Here is a 17269-nt window from a genome sequence, read left to right as displayed (position 1 = left end):
GTCTGCTTCTTTGTCGAACAGTGAGAGTCAGAGAACTTCAAACTCGCTGAGTATGTCAGACAGTTTGAGCGCTTTGACCAGTGCAAGTACTTCCGATAGTGTAAGTGCTTCCGGTAGTGTAAGTGCTTCCGATAGTGTAAGTGCTTCTGGTAGTGCAAGTGCTTCCGGTAGTGCAAGTGCTTTCGGTAGCGTAAGTGCTTCGACAAGGGAAAGCGCGTCTGTAACTCAATCTGAAAGCATCAGCCGGTCTGCTTCTTTGTCGAACAGTGAGAGTCAGAGAACTTCAAACTCGCTGAGTATGTCAGACAGTTTGAGCGCTTTGACCAGTGCAAGTACTTCCGATAGTGTAAGTGCTTCTGGTAGTACAAGTACTTCGATCAGTGCAAGTATCTCATCAAGTACAAGTACATCCGAGAGTGATTTCGAATCGGTAAGCACATCGGAGAGTGAGCGCGTATCTGAATCAGAAAGTACCTCTAAGAGTGAAAGCGAATACGAGTCAGAAAGTGCATTTGAGAGTGAGAGTACGTCCTGGAGCGCTTCCACAAGTGAATCGGCAGTCAGAAGCGTTAGTGATAGTACTAGTGTATCAGCCTATGTATCGATTTCTGAGTCGGCTCCGATATCAGCGAGTGCGGCTTTGACAAGTGCAGCAGCGACAACTGCTATAACAGCAGGTACAGCGACGGCGAGTGCCGCAACAGTGAATATGTTTACATCTGAGAGTGTGTCAGTTTCAGGCCGTGACGCTGTGTCTGCTTCTGCAGATGGTTTAACGAATGAGTCAGGTTCTGTTTCTTTCAGTGAATCGTCTTCCACCTCAACAGATGAATCAGCAAGAGCCAGTCAGCGCGCAAGTTCCAGTGACAGTGCGAGTGCTGCGGCAAGTGAAAGCAAGTCTGCTTCAGCATCGACTGCGGCGTCGGAATCCGAAACGGAGAACAGCAACAGTATATCCAACAGTTTAAGTGTCTCTCTGGAGGATTCGCTCAGCGCATTATCCAGCAACACACCAGCAGCTGATGCTGCAGCTTCCGGAACCGATATGAGCGCCGCGTCAACTGCAGCACCTGCCGGAGGCGGCGCGCAAAGTGATGCTGCGTCAACATCGGAGATTGAGACGTTAAATGAAGTAATCCCACTACAGGTTATAAAGCCCTGATAATATGGTATTTGGAGAGGCTATCAACAATTATGGAAAGATTACATATCGTTTAGTCTTCCTGATATATAGACAGAGAGAAAATACAGCTTTATGGAAACTACAAGAACACATGAATTGTGTAAGAGAATCCTTTTTTCGGTTCTGGTATTACTCATATATTTAGCAGGCAGAAGCATTACTCTTTATGGAGTCGTGACCGCTTTTGATGATTCTCCCGGAAATGTCCAGTCCATTGTAACAACGATGCTCAGCGGTGATCGATATCAGCGGACGCTTATGTCGCTGGGCATCATGCCCTTCATCAACGCTTCTCTGCTGGTACAGATAATTAGTTCTTTGAAAAATATAAACAGCCGGACGAAAATTTCCAAGCAGAAGCAGGATCGATGGATGCTGATCACGGCCGTTATCTTCTCGGTTTTCATGTCTGTTATTCAGTCGCTGAATCTGACGTTTCGTGAAGACGCTGGACCTGCATCTATGGTCCGGCTGCTTGTGATCCTGGAAATGATAGCCGGTGCCATGGTCACATATTTCTTGTGCAAGACAAATGAGAAGCATGGAATCGGTGCATCTATGCCCATTATTTTGTTAAATGTGATCACGTCACTGGCTTCCAATCTGACGATGTATCATTTTTTCCGATATCCTGTACTGATTCTGACGACTGCGGGCATCGTCGTCGTCACCATCTTTATGGAGAATTCTATTATTAAAGTGCCTCTTCAGCGCGTATCCATTCACAATATTCACGCCGACCAGAACTATATTGCATACAAGCGCAACCCTGTAGGTATCATGCCCGTGATGTTTGCGTCTTCTTTTCTGGTCATTATTCGATACGTGATTCTGTTTTTGACCTATGTGATACCGTCTGATCATGCGTTTGCCGGTGTATTGCAGAACTTGCTGATGACTGAGCTGCCGGGAACCACGCTGTATTTAATCATTATTTTCTGCCTGTCGGTCGCATTTTCTTTCATCATGCTGAATCCGGCGGAAAGCGCGCGTCAGCTTCAGCAAAACGGCGACAGCATCATTGGTGTCTATGCCGGGGAAAAAACGAAACGGTATCTGGTGAAGATTGTCCTGAAATGGAGTATGATCAGCGGATTGCTCCAGGCAGGGTGTATGTCAGTCTCTTTGATTTTATCTCTGAATCATGACATTCCTGCATCGCTGGCACTGATTCCATCGTCCGGCATGATCCTGGTGAGTATCATCTGCAGTCTGATTCAGGAAATTCAGACCTATTATCGTTATGACGCGTATAGATTTTCATACTTATAGGCACAGTTTGTGAAAGGAATCATTTATGCAGTATTTTATTCCTGCCTGGTATCAAAATGGTGACTGGAAGGAGAATGAGCAGGTCTGGTATCGTTCCCGTACCGTGACGGAGTTCGATGACACGGTCAAGCAGATTCAGCTGTTTTTCCGGAAAAAAGCAGCTCCTTTTAAAATTATGCTGCTTGGCTTTTCGCCGAATTTCCGCCATTTTCTCCACCGGCAGGGTGTCTATCATGCTCCTTACTGGTCCTGCTTTGATGCCATGCAGGGCATTGCTTCGGACCGCACCGTCCTTTTCTCTTTCCATGATCTTTCCTGGCCGGGTGATGTGGAATTCATCTATTCGCCATTCGCGGTGATTGTCCGGCGAAACCAGAAGAAATACGCGCAGATCGAATTTGCGGAAGACGGCAATATGTTCCGTGTGGACATGTTCAAAAATGATGACCGGATCTGTTCCAATTATTATGATGACCGGGGGTTCATGTCCTGTCAGATCGTCTACCGCGACGGGATCGCTTACCGGGAGCAGTATTTTAATGAAGACGGTGTATGGAAGTTCGCCCGTTTTCTGGATGACGGCCATGTTCTGATCAACCCGGACAGCAGCTGGTATTTCGTGAACCTGAATGATCAAAAGCACGAATCTCCCAGGAAGGTGAATTATCAGAGACTGGAATACCCCGATATAGAGGCGATGATCACGGAGGTTCTGCAGGAGAACCTGAAACTGACATCGAACGCGGATATTTTCGTGATCGCGGTACATCGGCTTCATTCGCCTGTTCTGGCGCAGGTCATGAAAAACCGAAAGACCGTTCTTTCCTTTTTTGCGCGCCGACTGGATGAAAACGGCATCGGGGAGACGGACCGGCAGCTGATGAAGGATGCCGATGCGATTGTGGCGGATAAGAATGTGACGGCCCGGAGGATTCAGGAGCAAACAGGGCTTCAGAAACCGGTCCGCGTGATCACACCCTATGATTCGCGTGAGGAATCCGGCAACAGCCTTCATCTGCCCGTGCAGAATATTCTGCTGGCTGTGGATCAGATCAATGATGAAGATTTCAACACACTTGTCGTTCTGCTTGCGAACTACATTCTGACCCGGAATCATCGTGCCCGTGTCTGCATGTTCACACGTTCTTCCGCATACGACAGAAAGAGCCGCCTGATGCATAAGGCACGGAAGGCGCTTCGTGCCGCCCGCATGAATCCGGAACTGGCCAGAGAGGATGATAAGGTCAGTGAGAGCAGAATTGACTTTCAGGAACAGGCTGCCTGTGTTTTTTCGGTGGCCCAGTGTGTGGATGAGATGACAGTCAGTCAGAAATTGCGGGAACAGCGAATCGTAGTAGATCTGCAGCCGGTTCCGGACCAGTTCCTTCAGATTTCAGCGATGAGCATGGGAATCCCACAGATTGCCGGTCAGGAAACCGATTATTTCGCGGATGGCAAAAACGGCATCCTTGTCCGAAATCTTTCGGATCTGCCGGATGCTTTGGATTATTATCTGAGCAGCATCGCGCATGTCAATCAGGCGCAGATTGCCTCGTACGAGCTGGGCAGCCGTTTTTCGACGGAACAGCTTGTTCAATCCTGGAAGGAGATTTTAGAGAACGTTGAACATTAGAGCATTGCAGCTTGGAGGGATCAATTATTCCGGCCGTTTTACACTGCCTCCGGATACGGATTGGAATTATGAGCCCGAACTGAAGCTTTCTGACACGGAATATGATGTTGCGGTCATTGATCGTGTTCTCGCAGATCCGGAAGTGGATATTCTGTCCAGAATTGTGCGCGCATACAGTTTGTTTGTTCTGGATGATATCTCTCTGACTGACCGGATGAAATATCTGATGCGCAGCCGGTGCGGAAGCAGAATCGCGCGAGATGAATTGCCGTCGTTTCTGGAAAAACAGCTTCCGAATTATTTCGGTCGGCCTTATGGTGAGAAATATGACCCGCATACGATGGCAATTGCGCCCGGTTTTCAGGGCAGGGTACACTGGAACGGATTCACGGAAACCGTCATGGAGGGCGATTTCGGCGATCACATGAAGCAGGCGCTCTATTGGCGGGGCAATATTCCCGTAGAAGAAGGGCAGGCCATTGATTTCTGGCTTGAATATCAGACGGAGGGTGATGTCGGGATCGAGCTGCAGATCGTCCAGTTTGCTGCGGGCAGTGTTGCTTCCATTCAGAAAATCTGGAAATTCGATGAGGCAGCACTGCGGCAGCCGGTGACCATTGATAATAAGAAGAAGGACGGTCCGGTGTTTGTATCTCTGAACGCCCGGGGGAAAGGTACGCTTCATGTCATTGCGCTGCATGACCGTTATTCACGGCGCGGCGCCGGTAGTTTTCTGCCCGGCGGCAGGAGAATTGTTACCGGAAACCGGGAGGAAATCTTTGCGTATCTGGATCCGGGCGATTTCAAGCCTCCGCTCTGTGTATATTTTTCCGGGTACAAAACCATGGAGGGCTTCGAGGGTTATCATATGATGCGGCGGATGGGAACACCCTTTCTGCTGATCAGTGAGGCCAGGCTGGAAGGCGGAGATTTTTATCTCGGAGATGAGGAATACGAGACATGCATGAAGAAGGTTATTGAGCAGGCCATGCAGGAACTGGGATTTTCCCCGGAACAGGTGATCTTCTCCGGTCTCTCGATGGGTACATTCGGAGCCTTGTACTATGGCTCTATGATTCGCCCGGGTTATATCATTGTGGGAAAGCCTCTGGTCAATCTGGGAAGCATGGCGAAGGCCGAACGCATTCAACGGCCGGGTGGCTTTCCCACTTCCCTGGATGTGCTGTGGAAGCAGTATCATCATCTGGATCAGACCGCTTCTGATCAGATGAATCAGCACTTCTGGGATACCTTTAACCGTACCGACTGGACCGGGCGTTCGTTCTACATCGCATATATGATCGAAGATGACTACGACGCCGCTGCCTATCAGGATCTGCTCTCGCATATGCAGGGCAGGGGTGCGAAGGTGATCGGAAAGGGACTGCACGGGCGTCATAATGATGATACCTCCGGTATTGTCTTCTGGTTTTTGAGGCAGTTCCGGAGGGTTCTCCGGGATGCTTTCGGCAGAGAGCGGGAGTCCTGAATTATGGAAGATAAGATAAATAAGGATACTAAGAATAATAAAGGAAAAATATGGACCGTGTACTGGAGGGAATATACCAGTGACGCATATCTGTACGGATCGGAAATTGAATTTCTGTCCCTGGATGACGTATTTTTCCGAAATGCGCTGATTCCGCCCGGGACAGCCATCAAGACCTGGTACTCCATGGTAAATTTTCAGGCGGGCCGAATCGAACCTTCCCTCCCGATTATCGATGGGGAGGGAAGGTATCACATTACCGTGGATCTGGATTGTGAGGTTCCCGGGGGCATCTTCCTTCAGCTGGTATTTTTCGGAAAAAACGGAGAAGAAGCAGGAAACCTGATCGTCGATCAGCCGGAGATGGATTTCAGGTGTCCGCTGAAGACGTACAGTTACAAGGCACAGCTGATCTGCGCAGGCGGACATGCGTTTCATTTTCACTCTTTTACAATCTCGGAAAAAACGGACCAACGATGATGATCGGAAAGAATGAGAATAATTATGTCTATCAGTGAGAACGGGCATCATTATGTCTCTCGGTAAGAATGAGAATAATTATGCCTGTCGGAAAGAACGGTAATCACTATGACGAATAGATATTTTATGAACATCACAGGGAAGGTCAAAGCCTGCGCCCGGAGGATGGCCGGCCTGAGTGATGAACAGCTTCAGGCGGTGACAACTGATTTGAAATCACAGCTGAGAAGCGGCAGGACTCTGGATCAGATTCTTCCGGAAGCCTATGCGGCGATCTGTGAAGCGGACCGCCGTGTCCTCGGTAAATATCCGTATGACAATCAGATATATGGCGCTGTCGCGATGCATCACGACTGCCTCGTGGAGATGAATACCGGAGAGGGAAAGACTCTGACGGCGACCATGCCCCTGTATCTGCATGCCCTGACGGGGAAAAGCACCATTCTGGTAACGGCAAATGAATATCTGGCTTATCGTGACGCGGCCCAGATGCGTCCTGTATTTTCGTTCATGGGTCTGACGGAGCGGGCAGGTGTAACACGGCAGCCCGGCCAGACACTGACCAATGACCAGAAAAGGAAAAATTACAGCGCGGATATTCTCTATACGACGCATGGAGCTCTGGCCTTTGATTACCTGCTGAACAATCTGGTGAGGCGCGCAGAGGATCGTTTTCTGCGCGATTTTTATTTTATCATTATTGATGAGGCGGATTCTGTGCTGCTGGACGGTGCGCAGATGCCGCTGGTGATCTCGGGTTCTCCCCGTGTGCAGTCAAATCTCTATGAGATGACAGATTTTTTTGTATCCACCTTAAAGGAAGACCGCGACTATCTGACCGAGGATAAGGCGGTGTGGCTGACGGATCACGGAGTTGCCTATGCCGAGCGTTTTTTCGGCATCAGCGACTATTATAATCACAGAAACTTCGAGATCAACCGTCATGTCACACTGGCTCTCCGGGCGCATGTGCTGTTGAAGCGGCAGGAGGATTATCTGGTTTCCGATCAGGATGAGATTGTCCTTCTGGATAATGACACCGGTCGAAGTCTCCCGGGAATGAAGCTGCGCGGCGGCGAGCACCAGGCTCTGGAGCAGAAGGAGCATGTGCCCCTGACGCAGGAGCAGCGCTCTGTCGCCTCCATCACATATCAGAACCTGTTTCTTATGTTCCCCAAAATGTGCGGAATGAGCGGTACGATTTCAAACGCCCGGCAGGAGCTGCGCTCGGTCTATCATAAGAGGGTTGTTGTCGTACCGCCGCACAAAAAACTGCGCCGCGTTGACCGGAAGGACCGTTATTTTGTAACCGCGCAGGAACAGTTCCGGGCAGCACTTGAGGAGACATTGAAATGCCACAGAAAGGGGCAGCCGGTGCTTATTGTGACTGCCACCATTCAGGATACGCAGATTTTCTCACATATGCTGGTGGACAAGAGTGTGCCGCACAGCGTCCTGAACGCGGACAATGCCTACTGGGAGGCTGAGATCATCGCGGCTGCCGGCATGCGAAATGCCGTGACCGTGTCTACCGGTATGGCCGGCCGCGGCACGGATATCAAACTGGAGAAAGGAGTAGACGTACTCGGCGGGCTGGCTGTCATCGGTATCGGCCGAATGGAAAATCTCCGCCTGGAGCGGCAGGCGAGAGGACGTGCCGGGCGGCAGGGAGATCCCGGATCCTCCCAGTTTTTTGTTTCTCTGGAGGATGACATTGTCATGACGATGTATTCCGAAAAGGCCGAGGAATATCTGGATCGCAGCCGTCCGGTTTCTCCGTGGAAGCTCAGACATCTGATCAACAGTGCGCAGAAGACGAGGGAGGAGCAGAGCATCTCTACCCGTGAACAGGCGGTGCGGTACGATAAGATTCTGCGCCGCCAGCGCGAAATTCTCTACGGTGCGAGAAACCGGCTGCTTGACCGGGCACAGATCGACAGAGAGACAATGTGGGGCATCATCAACGATGCGCTGACGTCCTTTGTAAAATCACATCCGGACTTGCAGGAACATGAACTTACCCGGTATGTTCTGGACAATCTTTCTTACGAGCTGGACCCGGAGATTCTGACACCTCATAAAGATCCGAACGAGCTTCTCCGGCGAATGCAGCAGTATGCCGCAAAGCTCTATGACCGGAAAATCTCTACTTTTGATCATCAGGAGCAGGCACAGGACTACATGCGCCAATGTATCCTCCGCGCGCTTGACGACGGATGGGTGGAAGAGGTGGATTACCTGCAGCAGCTGCAGTACGCCATTACGACACGCGGCACGGCGCAGAGAAACCCTGTTTTTGAGTACAGCCGGGAAGCCTATCATTCCTTCGAGGACATGAAGGAGGCCATGAAGAAGAACATCACGAGGAATTTCTTCCTGGGTGATCCGGAAACAGACGCAAACGGGGAGATGAATATTATATTTCCGTAGTGTAATATTCATTACGCGGAGAAGAACCGCAAAATATTGCTGCAGCTGTGTTCTCCCGACGCCTCACAGCTTCCGTGCCGCTAACAGGTATGAGCATTCAAGTGCCGCTAATGCGTCACTGCGTGCTCATACCTGTTTTTTTACGCGAACAGTGAGCCGCAGCCGAATGCGAAGTATTCGTGTGCGGCGGAGCGTCGCGATAGCGAGATAAAACTCGCGCAGCGTGTTTTATCTCGTTGCAATGTTAACTGTATCATTAATAGTTGACTTTTTGTTTATTGCTAGTATAATCTTCTCTGGATAAATGGTTTAGCGTCAGAACACTTTGTGTTTACTTGCAGAGTATGGCACAATCTGAGGCAGCGTGTGACATCAACTGCTCACGACCTGAAGACGTTGGGCTTCCGCCTATGACAACCGAAAGGATTAATCTTAATGAATACAGATGAAATTAATGCCAACATCGGCAGACGGATCCGGGACCTGCGAAACCGGAATGATCTGACGCAGCAGGAGCTGGCGGACCGGTCCGAGCTCACAAAGGGCTTTATCTCGCAGCTGGAAAACGGGCAGGTGTCGCCTTCCGTGGAGACGCTGATGAATCTGATTGAAATCCTCGGCACGACGCCGGCGGATTTTTTTAAGGAAGGGGAGAAGGAGCAGGTTGTCTTCTCCGCCGGAGATTACTTTGTCAAGACGGATGATGCAGGAAACAGCCGGACATGGCTGATCCCGGGTGCCCTGAAGTTTCAGATGGAGCCGCTTCTGGTCGTCATTCAGCCGCATGAAACTCTGGATGAGGACAAGCCTCATACCGGGGAGGAGTTCGGCTACGTCCTCAGCGGACGGATCAGTCTCTATCTCGGAGACAAGGTCTATCACGTGAAAGCGGGCGAAAGCTTTTACTACAGGACGGAGAAGGATCACCGGATTGCGAATCAATCCGCCAGACCTGCAAAGCTGATCTGGATCAGCACGCCGCCGATGTTCTGAATCAGGTTTTTCTATATCATTTTGAGAGGTTTTTGTACGATGGAGAGCACGAATATTATCGAATTGAAACATGTCACCCGCTCCTTCGAGGACGGCTTCAGCGCAGTGACGGATTTTAACCTGGAGGTAAAGCGAGGGGAGTTCGTAACCTTCCTGGGTCCTTCCGGGTGCGGAAAAACCACGACGCTCCGGATGATTGCGGGTTTTGATCTTCCGACTTCCGGTGAGATCCTGCTGAACGGCAGATCCATCACGGATCTGCCGCCGTACCGCCGGCCGATCAACACGGTCTTTCAGCGATACGCGCTTTTTCCGCACATGAACATTCACGACAACATCGCATATGGCCTGAAACAGAAGAAGACTCCGAAGGATCTCATCGAGAAGAAGGTGAAAAAGGTCCTCGCTCTCGTGGACCTGGAGGGCTTTGAGCGCCGGAATGTATCGACACTTTCGGGCGGACAGCAGCAGAGGATTGCCATCGCGCGCGCTCTGGTGAATGAACCGGAGATTCTGCTTCTGGATGAACCGCTTGGGGCGCTGGATCTGAAGATGAGGCAGGAGATGCAGTACGAGCTGAAAGATATGCATGACAAGCTCGGTATCACCTTCATCTATGTCACCCACGATCAGGAGGAGGCATTGACTATGTCGGACAAGATTGTGGTCATGAATGAGGGGAAGGTCCAGCAGATCGGGACTCCGGAAGATATCTATAACGAGCCGATCAATGCTTTTGTCGCCGACTTCATCGGTGAGTCCAATATCTTCAATGGCATCATGACCGGAAAGCGCAGAGTCCGCTTCGGCGGCGGTGAATTTGACTGTGTCGATGATGTGGCGGAGGGAACGCATATCACGGCAGTCGTGCGCCCGGAGGATATCGAGATCACCGCTCCGGAAAAGGGCATTGTACAGGGAACCGTAACCAATGTTATATTCAAGGGAATTCATTATGAGATCACGGTGACTGCCGGTAAATATGAGTATGAGATCCAGTCTACAAAGAATGCGTCTGTCGGAAGCCGTGTCGGCCTCTTTGTCGAGCCTGACGGAATCCACGTCATGATTGCCGAGGATCATACGAATGTCTTTTATGCGGATATCAACAGAGATTTCCGTCTGGAATACAACGGTCAGAAGATTGAGACCAGCGTCACGAAGATCATCACCGGAAGCCGTCGTCTGGAGGACGGTTCTCTGGTCGACGCGCAGGGGGATGTCATTGATCTGAACCGTACAAGAATCCGGGTGGAGATTCAGCCGGAGGATATCGAGATGACAGACGAACAGGATGCCGGTCTGGTGCAGGGCAATATTTCCAACCTCATTTATCAGGGCGACCACTACAGCTATGTCATCCAGACTGATCTGGAGCAGGATTTTGTCGTGTACGATGAGGATCTCTGGAATATGGGTGACCGGGTCAGCCTGATCATGCCTCTCGACAAGATGAAATTTGTCTATGACCGGAAGAAGTGAAGGATAATGTTCTGGCCTACTTGTGAGCAAGCTCCCCGTTGGGCCGGGAACATTGCGACTGGACTTATCTATATTTGATTTTTCCTGACAGGAGATAATTATGAAATTTTCCAGAAAAACCCTTGGCATTCCATACTCGGTATTTCTGATCCTGTTTGTTGTGCTGCCTCTTGTCGTGCTGTTTTTCTATGCTTTTACGAACGGGCAGGGGCACTTCACCTTCGCCAATCTGGCGGGCTTTTTTACGGATCCGAATGCCCTGGGAACATTAATATACAGTTTTGCCATAGCGGCGGTGACAACCATCGTCTGCCTGCTTCTGGCTTATCCGACCGCGTATATCCTGGCTATGAGCTCACTGAAATCCAAAGCAGTGATCGTCATGATCTTTGTGATGCCGATGTGGATTAATTTTTCTCTGAGGATCACCGCCATGAAGGAAATACTGACATTCCTGGAGGGGAATCTTTCCATGTATCCCTTCCTGAATTCCGTGATCGGTATGACCTACGATTTTCTTCCGTTTATGATCCTGCCGATCTATACGACGATTTCGAGGCTTGACGGCGCGCTTCGGGAGGCTGCCATGGATCTCGGCGCGGATGAGCGCAGCACTTTTCTCTCAGTGACGCTTCCGCTTTCTGTTCCGGGAATCATCAGCGGTGTGTCGATGGTTTTTCTCCCGGCGATGACCAACTATGTTGTACTGGACATGCTGAACAACAGTACCTACATCATGGGAAGTCTGATCGGCAGCTATTTTGCCGCTTACAACTGGCACGCGGGATCAATGATCGCGCTGATTCTGCTCGGTCTGATCTGCCTGTTCACCCTGCTTTCGGGGTCCGGCGAGGAAGATAATCAGAGAGGAGGAGCATTGTTGTGAAAAAAAAGATCGGAACGTCTGTTTTCCTGTGCATCATGCTTCTGGTTCTGTATCTGCCGATCCTCATTCTCGCGGTGTACAGCTTCACAGATGCCACAAATATCGGCTCCATCCGTGGTTTCTCCATGCACAACTATGTAACGCTGTTCACAACACCCGAGCTCCTGCAGATGATCGGCGGAACGCTGCTTCTGGCAGTCGGCTCCGCTGTGATTGCCACTTTTCTCGGAACGATCGGAGCGATCGGATCCTTCTATTCAAAAAGAAAAGTGAATGCCGCGATTTCTACAATCAACCAGATCCCGGTCATCAACGCCGATGTGGTGACGGGTTTCTCCATCTGTATTCTGCTCGTTGTGGTACTCGGCGTCTCCAAGGACACCTTTGTTCCGCTTGTGATCGGGCATGTCACCCTCTGCGCGCCCTTTGTCTACCTGTCTGTCATGCCGAAGATCCGGCAGATGGACTCCGCGCTGTATGAGGCAGCGCTGGATCTCGGAGCCACTCCATTCGGCGCCCTGACCCAGGTGGTCATCCCGCAGATCGTTCCGGGCATCATATCCGGATTCGGTCTTGCAATCACGCTGTCACTGGATGACTATTTCATCACGACATACACCAAGCCGGCTACCTTCAATACCATCAGCACCTATGTTGTCAATGCCACAAAGGGCTCACAGACGACGATCAAGACGGCTCTGTGGGCACTCTCGACGATTATTTTTGCCGTCGTGATTCTCTTTGTTGCCATTGTGAATATCCGTACCGCGAAAAAAGAGGAGGCGCAAAGAGCATGAAAAAAATAACTGCATTTCTTCTCGCCGGTCTTCTGGCAGGTACGATGTACATACCAACGCCTGTCTACGCGATCCAGACAGCCGCTGCTAAAGATAAGGCTGCGGAGAAAAATACCGTCGCAGTAAACGGCCCTTCTTCCGGAACGGATGCAGAAGCCGCAAGCAGCGCCGCTTTCGGAAAAAAATCAGAAATCGCCAACAGCGCCTCCTCAGGAACAGGCGCAAAGACCGTAAGCGGATCATCCTCCGGAACGGACGCAAAAGATAAGGACGATGTCATCACGCTTCGTGTCTGCAACTGGGAAGAATATATTGACACCGGTGACTGGAGTGAGGATGAAACAATTGATCTGGACAGCGGAGATATCTTCGGGAAGAACTCTCTGATTGATGATTTTGAAACCTGGTACTATCAGACCTACGGCAAAAAAGTCCGGGTTGAGTATTCAACCTTCGGTACAAATGAGGATCTGTACAACATGCTCACGCTCGGAGATGTGTACGATCTGATCTGTCCCTCTGAATACATGATCATGAAGCTGATGTCCGAAGACCAGCTTCTTCCGCTTTCCGATCATTTTTATGATACCAGTGATACAAATAATTACTATTCGCGCGGCGTATCCCCCTATATCAACAATATTTTTCAGTCAAAGGAAATCAACGGAGAGACCTGGGGAAAATATGCGGCGGGATACATGTGGGGCATTACCGGTATTGTCTATAATCCGAAATACATAACTGAGGATGAGGCTTCCACGTGGACGCTTTTCGATAATCCGAAGTTCAGACGAAAGCTGACGATCAAGGACAATGTAAGAGACTCTTACTTTATGGCGATCGGTGCCCTGAAATCTAAAGAGCTTACTTCTGCAGCTTTTGTGAATGACCCGGACTATCATCAGAACCTGGAGGATGTCATGAATGACACATCTCCGGAGATGATCGCCGAAGTTCAGGATTATCTTCAGAATGTGAAGGATAATGTTTACTCCTTCGAGACCGATGCCGGAAAGGCAGATATGATTACCGGGAAGGTGCTTGCGAATTACCAGTGGTCCGGAGACGCGGTCTATACGATGGATCAGGCAGACGAAGATAATTACACCCTCAATTTTGCAGTGCCCAGGGAGGCTACCAACATCTACTTCGACGGCTGGGTGATGCTCAAGAGGGGGATCGGAAAAGATACGCAGAAGCAGCAGGCTGCCGAAGCATTTATCAACTTTCTCTCACGGCCGGACAATGTCATCCGGAATATGTATTATATCGGATATACTTCAGTCATCTCCGGAGGTACGGATCCGAGGATCTTTGAGTATCTGAAATGGAATTACGGAGCGGAACCGGATGAAAAGGACACCGTGGATTATGATGTCAATTATTTCTTCTCTCCGGACGGAACGGGAGATTATGTCCTGAAGGTTCCGGAAGAGCAGACGAAACGGCAGCTCTCCGCACAGTACCCGAGCAGCGATGCCATCAGCCGGTCCTCAATCATGATCTACTTTAATCCTCAGAAAAACAGTGTAATCAACCAGATGTGGGTCAATGTCCGATGCTTCAATATCCGCAAGATGCCGGTATGGGGATGGATACTTACCATCGCCGCAGTAGCGGGAATTACTTGGCTCAGCGCCCTCCGGATCCGAAAGAGAAAAATGGACAAATGATACCCCGTCCGCCTTTTTCAGTCCTACACCCCCACAAAGAAGTATGGTATAATACTGTATAAGCTCTTCGAAAACGCAGACAGGATCGTCACGCGCGAAGCGTGTGTAAGAGACTGTATGCGATTTCGAAGGCAACAGGTATGAGCGTGAAGCCGTGTGAAACACGGCGGAAACGCGAATATGCGCGGGCAGTGAGCCACATCCGCTCACACAGAGCATGGAGCGATGTGAAGCAGCGCGAGAATGCTCATACCTGTTAGCGGCACGGAAGCTGCTAAGCAGCGAAGTGACGCGGGGACTTATACAGTTCGTGATACAAAAAGCTCTTCGAAAACGCAGACAGGATCGTCACGCGCGAAGCGTGTGTAAGAGACAAAAAATATGTAAGGAGACAATATATGAAACTTCCAAAACAGACACTTGAATTCCGCTATGACACCCAGCTCCTGATTGAAGGTGAGGATCTGGATGAGGATGAGATCTCTGAATATATCACAGAGCATTTCAAAGGTGACAGCCTGATTGCCGCGGGCGATGAGGATCTTATCAAGATCCATTTCCACACAAATGAGCCCTGGGATATCCTGAAATACGGAAGATCTCTCGGTGAGATTTTTGATATTGTGGTGGAAGATATGGATCGTCAGACACGTGGACTGAAGGGCTGAACGATTCAAGGAGTATTTTTCCGTCACATGAAAAGGAAGATTATTAATCGAAAAGGCAGAATTCTTCGCCGGAGATCCTGCCGCAGAAAGATTTTTCTGCGGACTTTGATCCTGACTGGAGCGATCAGGCTTGCGTGCCCGATCGCTGTTTACGCGGAGGATTCTGCTGTTTTATCACATATTTCGAATGGCTTTCTGGATATCCGGGAAGAAGTTCCTGCGGCTATAGAAAACTATCCGGAAAGCAATAGCCGTTCCCTCTTGTTTGGCGCTGCGAATGAGACCTCGTATCCCGATAACATCACGGAAACGCTTCATTCATACCCTGCGGTTGGAAATCAAAAAGCGTACCAGACATGCTGGGCTTTTTCGACGCTGGGACTTGCGGAAATCAACATGTGTATGAAGAATCTGGCAACTTCTTCTGTGGATTACAGTGAGCTTGCCCTTGCATGGAATACTTATCATACGCAGGCTGACCCGCTCGGCGGAATGAAGGGAGATTCCTCCGAAATTGTCGGAGGCGGTAATTATCTGACACTCGGAGGGAACCCTTGGCTTGCCCTTCTGACTCTTTCGCAGTGGTACGGTGCCTCAGATGAAGCCCTTGCGCCCTATGGAAATGCAGCATCTTTTCGCGGTGTGAGTGCTTCGTCGGCAAGGAATGATCTCTCACATGTCAGGAACATCTACCGTATCAATATTTCCGAGAACAGGCAGACGGTCAAATCCTATGTGAAGGCAAAAGGCGGTGTCATGATTTCATATTATGACGACAGCGCCGCAATAAACAATCATTATTCGGACAAGTGCGCCTATTATTATCCCGCTTCACCTGGATCTGCCCCGGCAGCAAATCATTCGGTTCTGATCGTCGGATGGGATGACAATTTTCCATCATCGGCATTTCAGAGTGGAAGTCAGCCGTCCTCAAACGGTGCATGGCTGGTGCGCAACAGCTGGGGAGGAACTTCTGATATCAACAAGACCGCATACTTCTGGCTGTCCTATTCAGACCCGACCATCAGTGCCGCCGCCTACTCCGCCGATTTTTCATCAGCAGACGACTTCGACAATAACTATCAGTATGACGGATGTCTCGGGAGTGCTTCCCTGAACGCCAGAAGTTCCGAGGGAGGTTTAACTGCAGCGAATGTATTCACCGTGAAGGCTGGAAACAGCCAGGAGATTCTGAAGGCGGTTACCATCGGGATCAGTACGACAAATACTTCCTACAGGGTAGAAGTTTACCGGCAGCTCAAGAATCCTTCGGATCCGCTCAGTGGGATTCCGGTTAAGGAAGCAACGGCAGAAGGTTATACAGACTGTTCCGGTCTGATTCAGGTTCCGCTCTCCAGTCCGGTTCTTCTGGGAAAAGGAGGAACTTTTTCCGTCGTCGTCACGCTGACGGGGAAGGGAAGTAACTGCGGATTTCTGGCTGAGGAATCCAAATATGTGACTGACGCAAACGGAAACCGTGTCATTCGGCTGACTGCTACATCCGCTCCGGGAGAGAGCTTCATTCTTGAAAACGGTGTCTGGAAAGACCAGTACACCACATCCTTGAACAACATCCGGATCAAGGCATTCACGGATAACAGCTCCGCCTCTATGTTTTCAGATGTTTCCAGTCCTTCAAAATTTTATTATTATCCTGTGTACTGGGCAAAGGAAGCGGGGATTACTACCGGTACCTCAGCGACGCGGTTTTCACCGGACCAGAAATGTACCCGGGCGCAGGTGATCACCTTTCTCTACAAGAAATATGGGAACGGTGAAATCCCTCAATCGTCCGAAATCAGCGCTATCACAGATGTAAGCGCGGGAGACTATTATTATAATGCGGTAAAATGGGCGCTGGCGCACGGTGTTACGAATGGAACCTCCGCCACCACTTTCAGTCCGGATAGTCCATGCACAAGAGGGCAGATCGTTACTTTTCTTTACAAGATACTCGGGAATACAGATTCTGCATTGCCTGACGAATCTATATTCTCAGACGTACAGAAGGGCAGTTATTATTACGATGCTGTGAACTGGGCAGCGGCTGAGAAGGTCACAAACGGTACCTCCCCTTCAACCTTCAGCCCGGAAAACACCTGTACACGCGGACAGTGCATCACCTTCCTGTACAACGCTGCTGAACGATAAAGATAAAATATAGCGATCATCTGCTGAGAGCAGAAGATCAGTCACACGGTCGGACTGATTTTCTGCTCTCATTTTTCTTATTTTTTCTCATTTTTTTCTCCTTTCTTCGCCTCTTTTCTTTGCTCTGTTTTG

At 49.9% G+C, this 17269-nt stretch carries 13 protein-coding genes; 12 read left to right on the top strand and 1 reads right to left on the bottom strand.

Going from position 1 to position 17269, the window contains the following annotated elements:
- Positions 1-594: 594 nt before the first annotated feature.
- Positions 595-819: a hypothetical protein gene (locus ACTQ3A_RS05505; RefSeq protein WP_441495258.1), complete on the bottom strand. Its 225-nt coding sequence runs from the start codon at positions 817-819 to the stop codon at positions 595-597.
- Between the two features lie 436 nt (positions 820-1255).
- Here ACTQ3A_RS05505 and ACTQ3A_RS05500 point away from each other — a divergent pair, with 436 nt between their 5' ends.
- From ACTQ3A_RS05500 to ACTQ3A_RS05445, 12 genes are all read left to right on the top strand, one after another.
- On the top strand, positions 1256-2455 hold the full coding sequence (locus ACTQ3A_RS05500) for a hypothetical protein (protein WP_441100031.1): 1200 nt from the start codon (positions 1256-1258) through the stop codon (positions 2453-2455).
- A 25-nt stretch (positions 2456-2480) separates the two neighbouring features.
- Positions 2481-4088 (top strand): accessory Sec system protein Asp1, encoded by a 1608-nt coding sequence (gene asp1, locus ACTQ3A_RS05495; protein ID WP_441100033.1) that lies wholly within the window; start codon positions 2481-2483, stop codon positions 4086-4088.
- A complete protein-coding gene (gene asp2 / locus ACTQ3A_RS05490; RefSeq protein ID WP_441100035.1) occupies positions 4078-5577 on the top strand; it encodes an accessory Sec system protein Asp2 in 1500 nt (499 codons plus the stop codon). The genes asp1 and asp2 overlap by 11 nt, the downstream gene beginning before the upstream one ends.
- 3 nt (positions 5578-5580) lie before the next feature.
- On the top strand, positions 5581-6057 hold the full coding sequence (asp3, locus tag ACTQ3A_RS05485) for an accessory Sec system protein Asp3 (RefSeq protein ID WP_441100037.1): 477 nt from the start codon (positions 5581-5583) through the stop codon (positions 6055-6057).
- Between the two features lie 108 nt (positions 6058-6165).
- A complete protein-coding gene (gene secA / locus ACTQ3A_RS05480) occupies positions 6166-8487 on the top strand; it encodes a preprotein translocase subunit SecA (protein WP_441100039.1) in 2322 nt (773 codons plus the stop codon).
- Positions 8488-8922: 435 nt separating this feature from the next.
- Positions 8923-9480 carry a cupin domain-containing protein gene (locus ACTQ3A_RS05475; protein ID WP_441494261.1) on the top strand — a complete coding sequence of 186 codons (558 nt, stop codon included), beginning with the start codon at positions 8923-8925 and terminating at the stop codon, positions 9478-9480.
- A 39-nt stretch (positions 9481-9519) separates the two neighbouring features.
- Entirely contained in the window at positions 9520-10962 is a 1443-nt protein-coding gene (potA, locus tag ACTQ3A_RS05470; RefSeq protein WP_441474333.1) for a polyamine ABC transporter ATP-binding protein, read from the top strand.
- 100 nt (positions 10963-11062) lie between these two features.
- Positions 11063-11848, top strand: a complete 786-nt coding sequence (locus tag ACTQ3A_RS05465) for an ABC transporter permease (protein ID WP_441494262.1) — start codon at positions 11063-11065, stop codon at positions 11846-11848.
- Positions 11849-11883: 35 nt separating this feature from the next.
- Positions 11884-12645 carry an ABC transporter permease gene (locus ACTQ3A_RS05460; RefSeq protein ID WP_441494297.1) on the top strand — a complete coding sequence of 254 codons (762 nt, stop codon included), beginning with the start codon at positions 11884-11886 and terminating at the stop codon, positions 12643-12645.
- A complete protein-coding gene (locus ACTQ3A_RS05455; protein WP_441494263.1) occupies positions 12642-14318 on the top strand; it encodes an ABC transporter substrate-binding protein in 1677 nt (558 codons plus the stop codon). Before ACTQ3A_RS05460 ends, ACTQ3A_RS05455 begins: the two co-directional genes overlap by 4 nt.
- Before the next feature lie 398 nt (positions 14319-14716).
- Entirely contained in the window at positions 14717-14986 is a 270-nt protein-coding gene (locus ACTQ3A_RS05450; protein WP_441100046.1) for a kinase to dihydroxyacetone kinase, read from the top strand.
- A gap of 27 nt (positions 14987-15013) precedes the next feature.
- Positions 15014-17137 (top strand): S-layer homology domain-containing protein, encoded by a 2124-nt coding sequence (locus ACTQ3A_RS05445; RefSeq protein ID WP_441494264.1) that lies wholly within the window; start codon positions 15014-15016, stop codon positions 17135-17137.
- The last annotated feature ends 132 nt before the right edge of the window (positions 17138-17269 follow it).

Source organism: Bilifractor sp. LCP21S3_F8 (genome assembly GCF_052117805.1).
In the GTDB taxonomy this organism is placed as follows: Bacteria; Bacillota; Clostridia; order Lachnospirales; family Lachnospiraceae; genus Bilifractor.
Note: the sequence above shows the minus strand (reverse complement) of the source record. Positions and strands in the feature narration are given on the sequence as shown.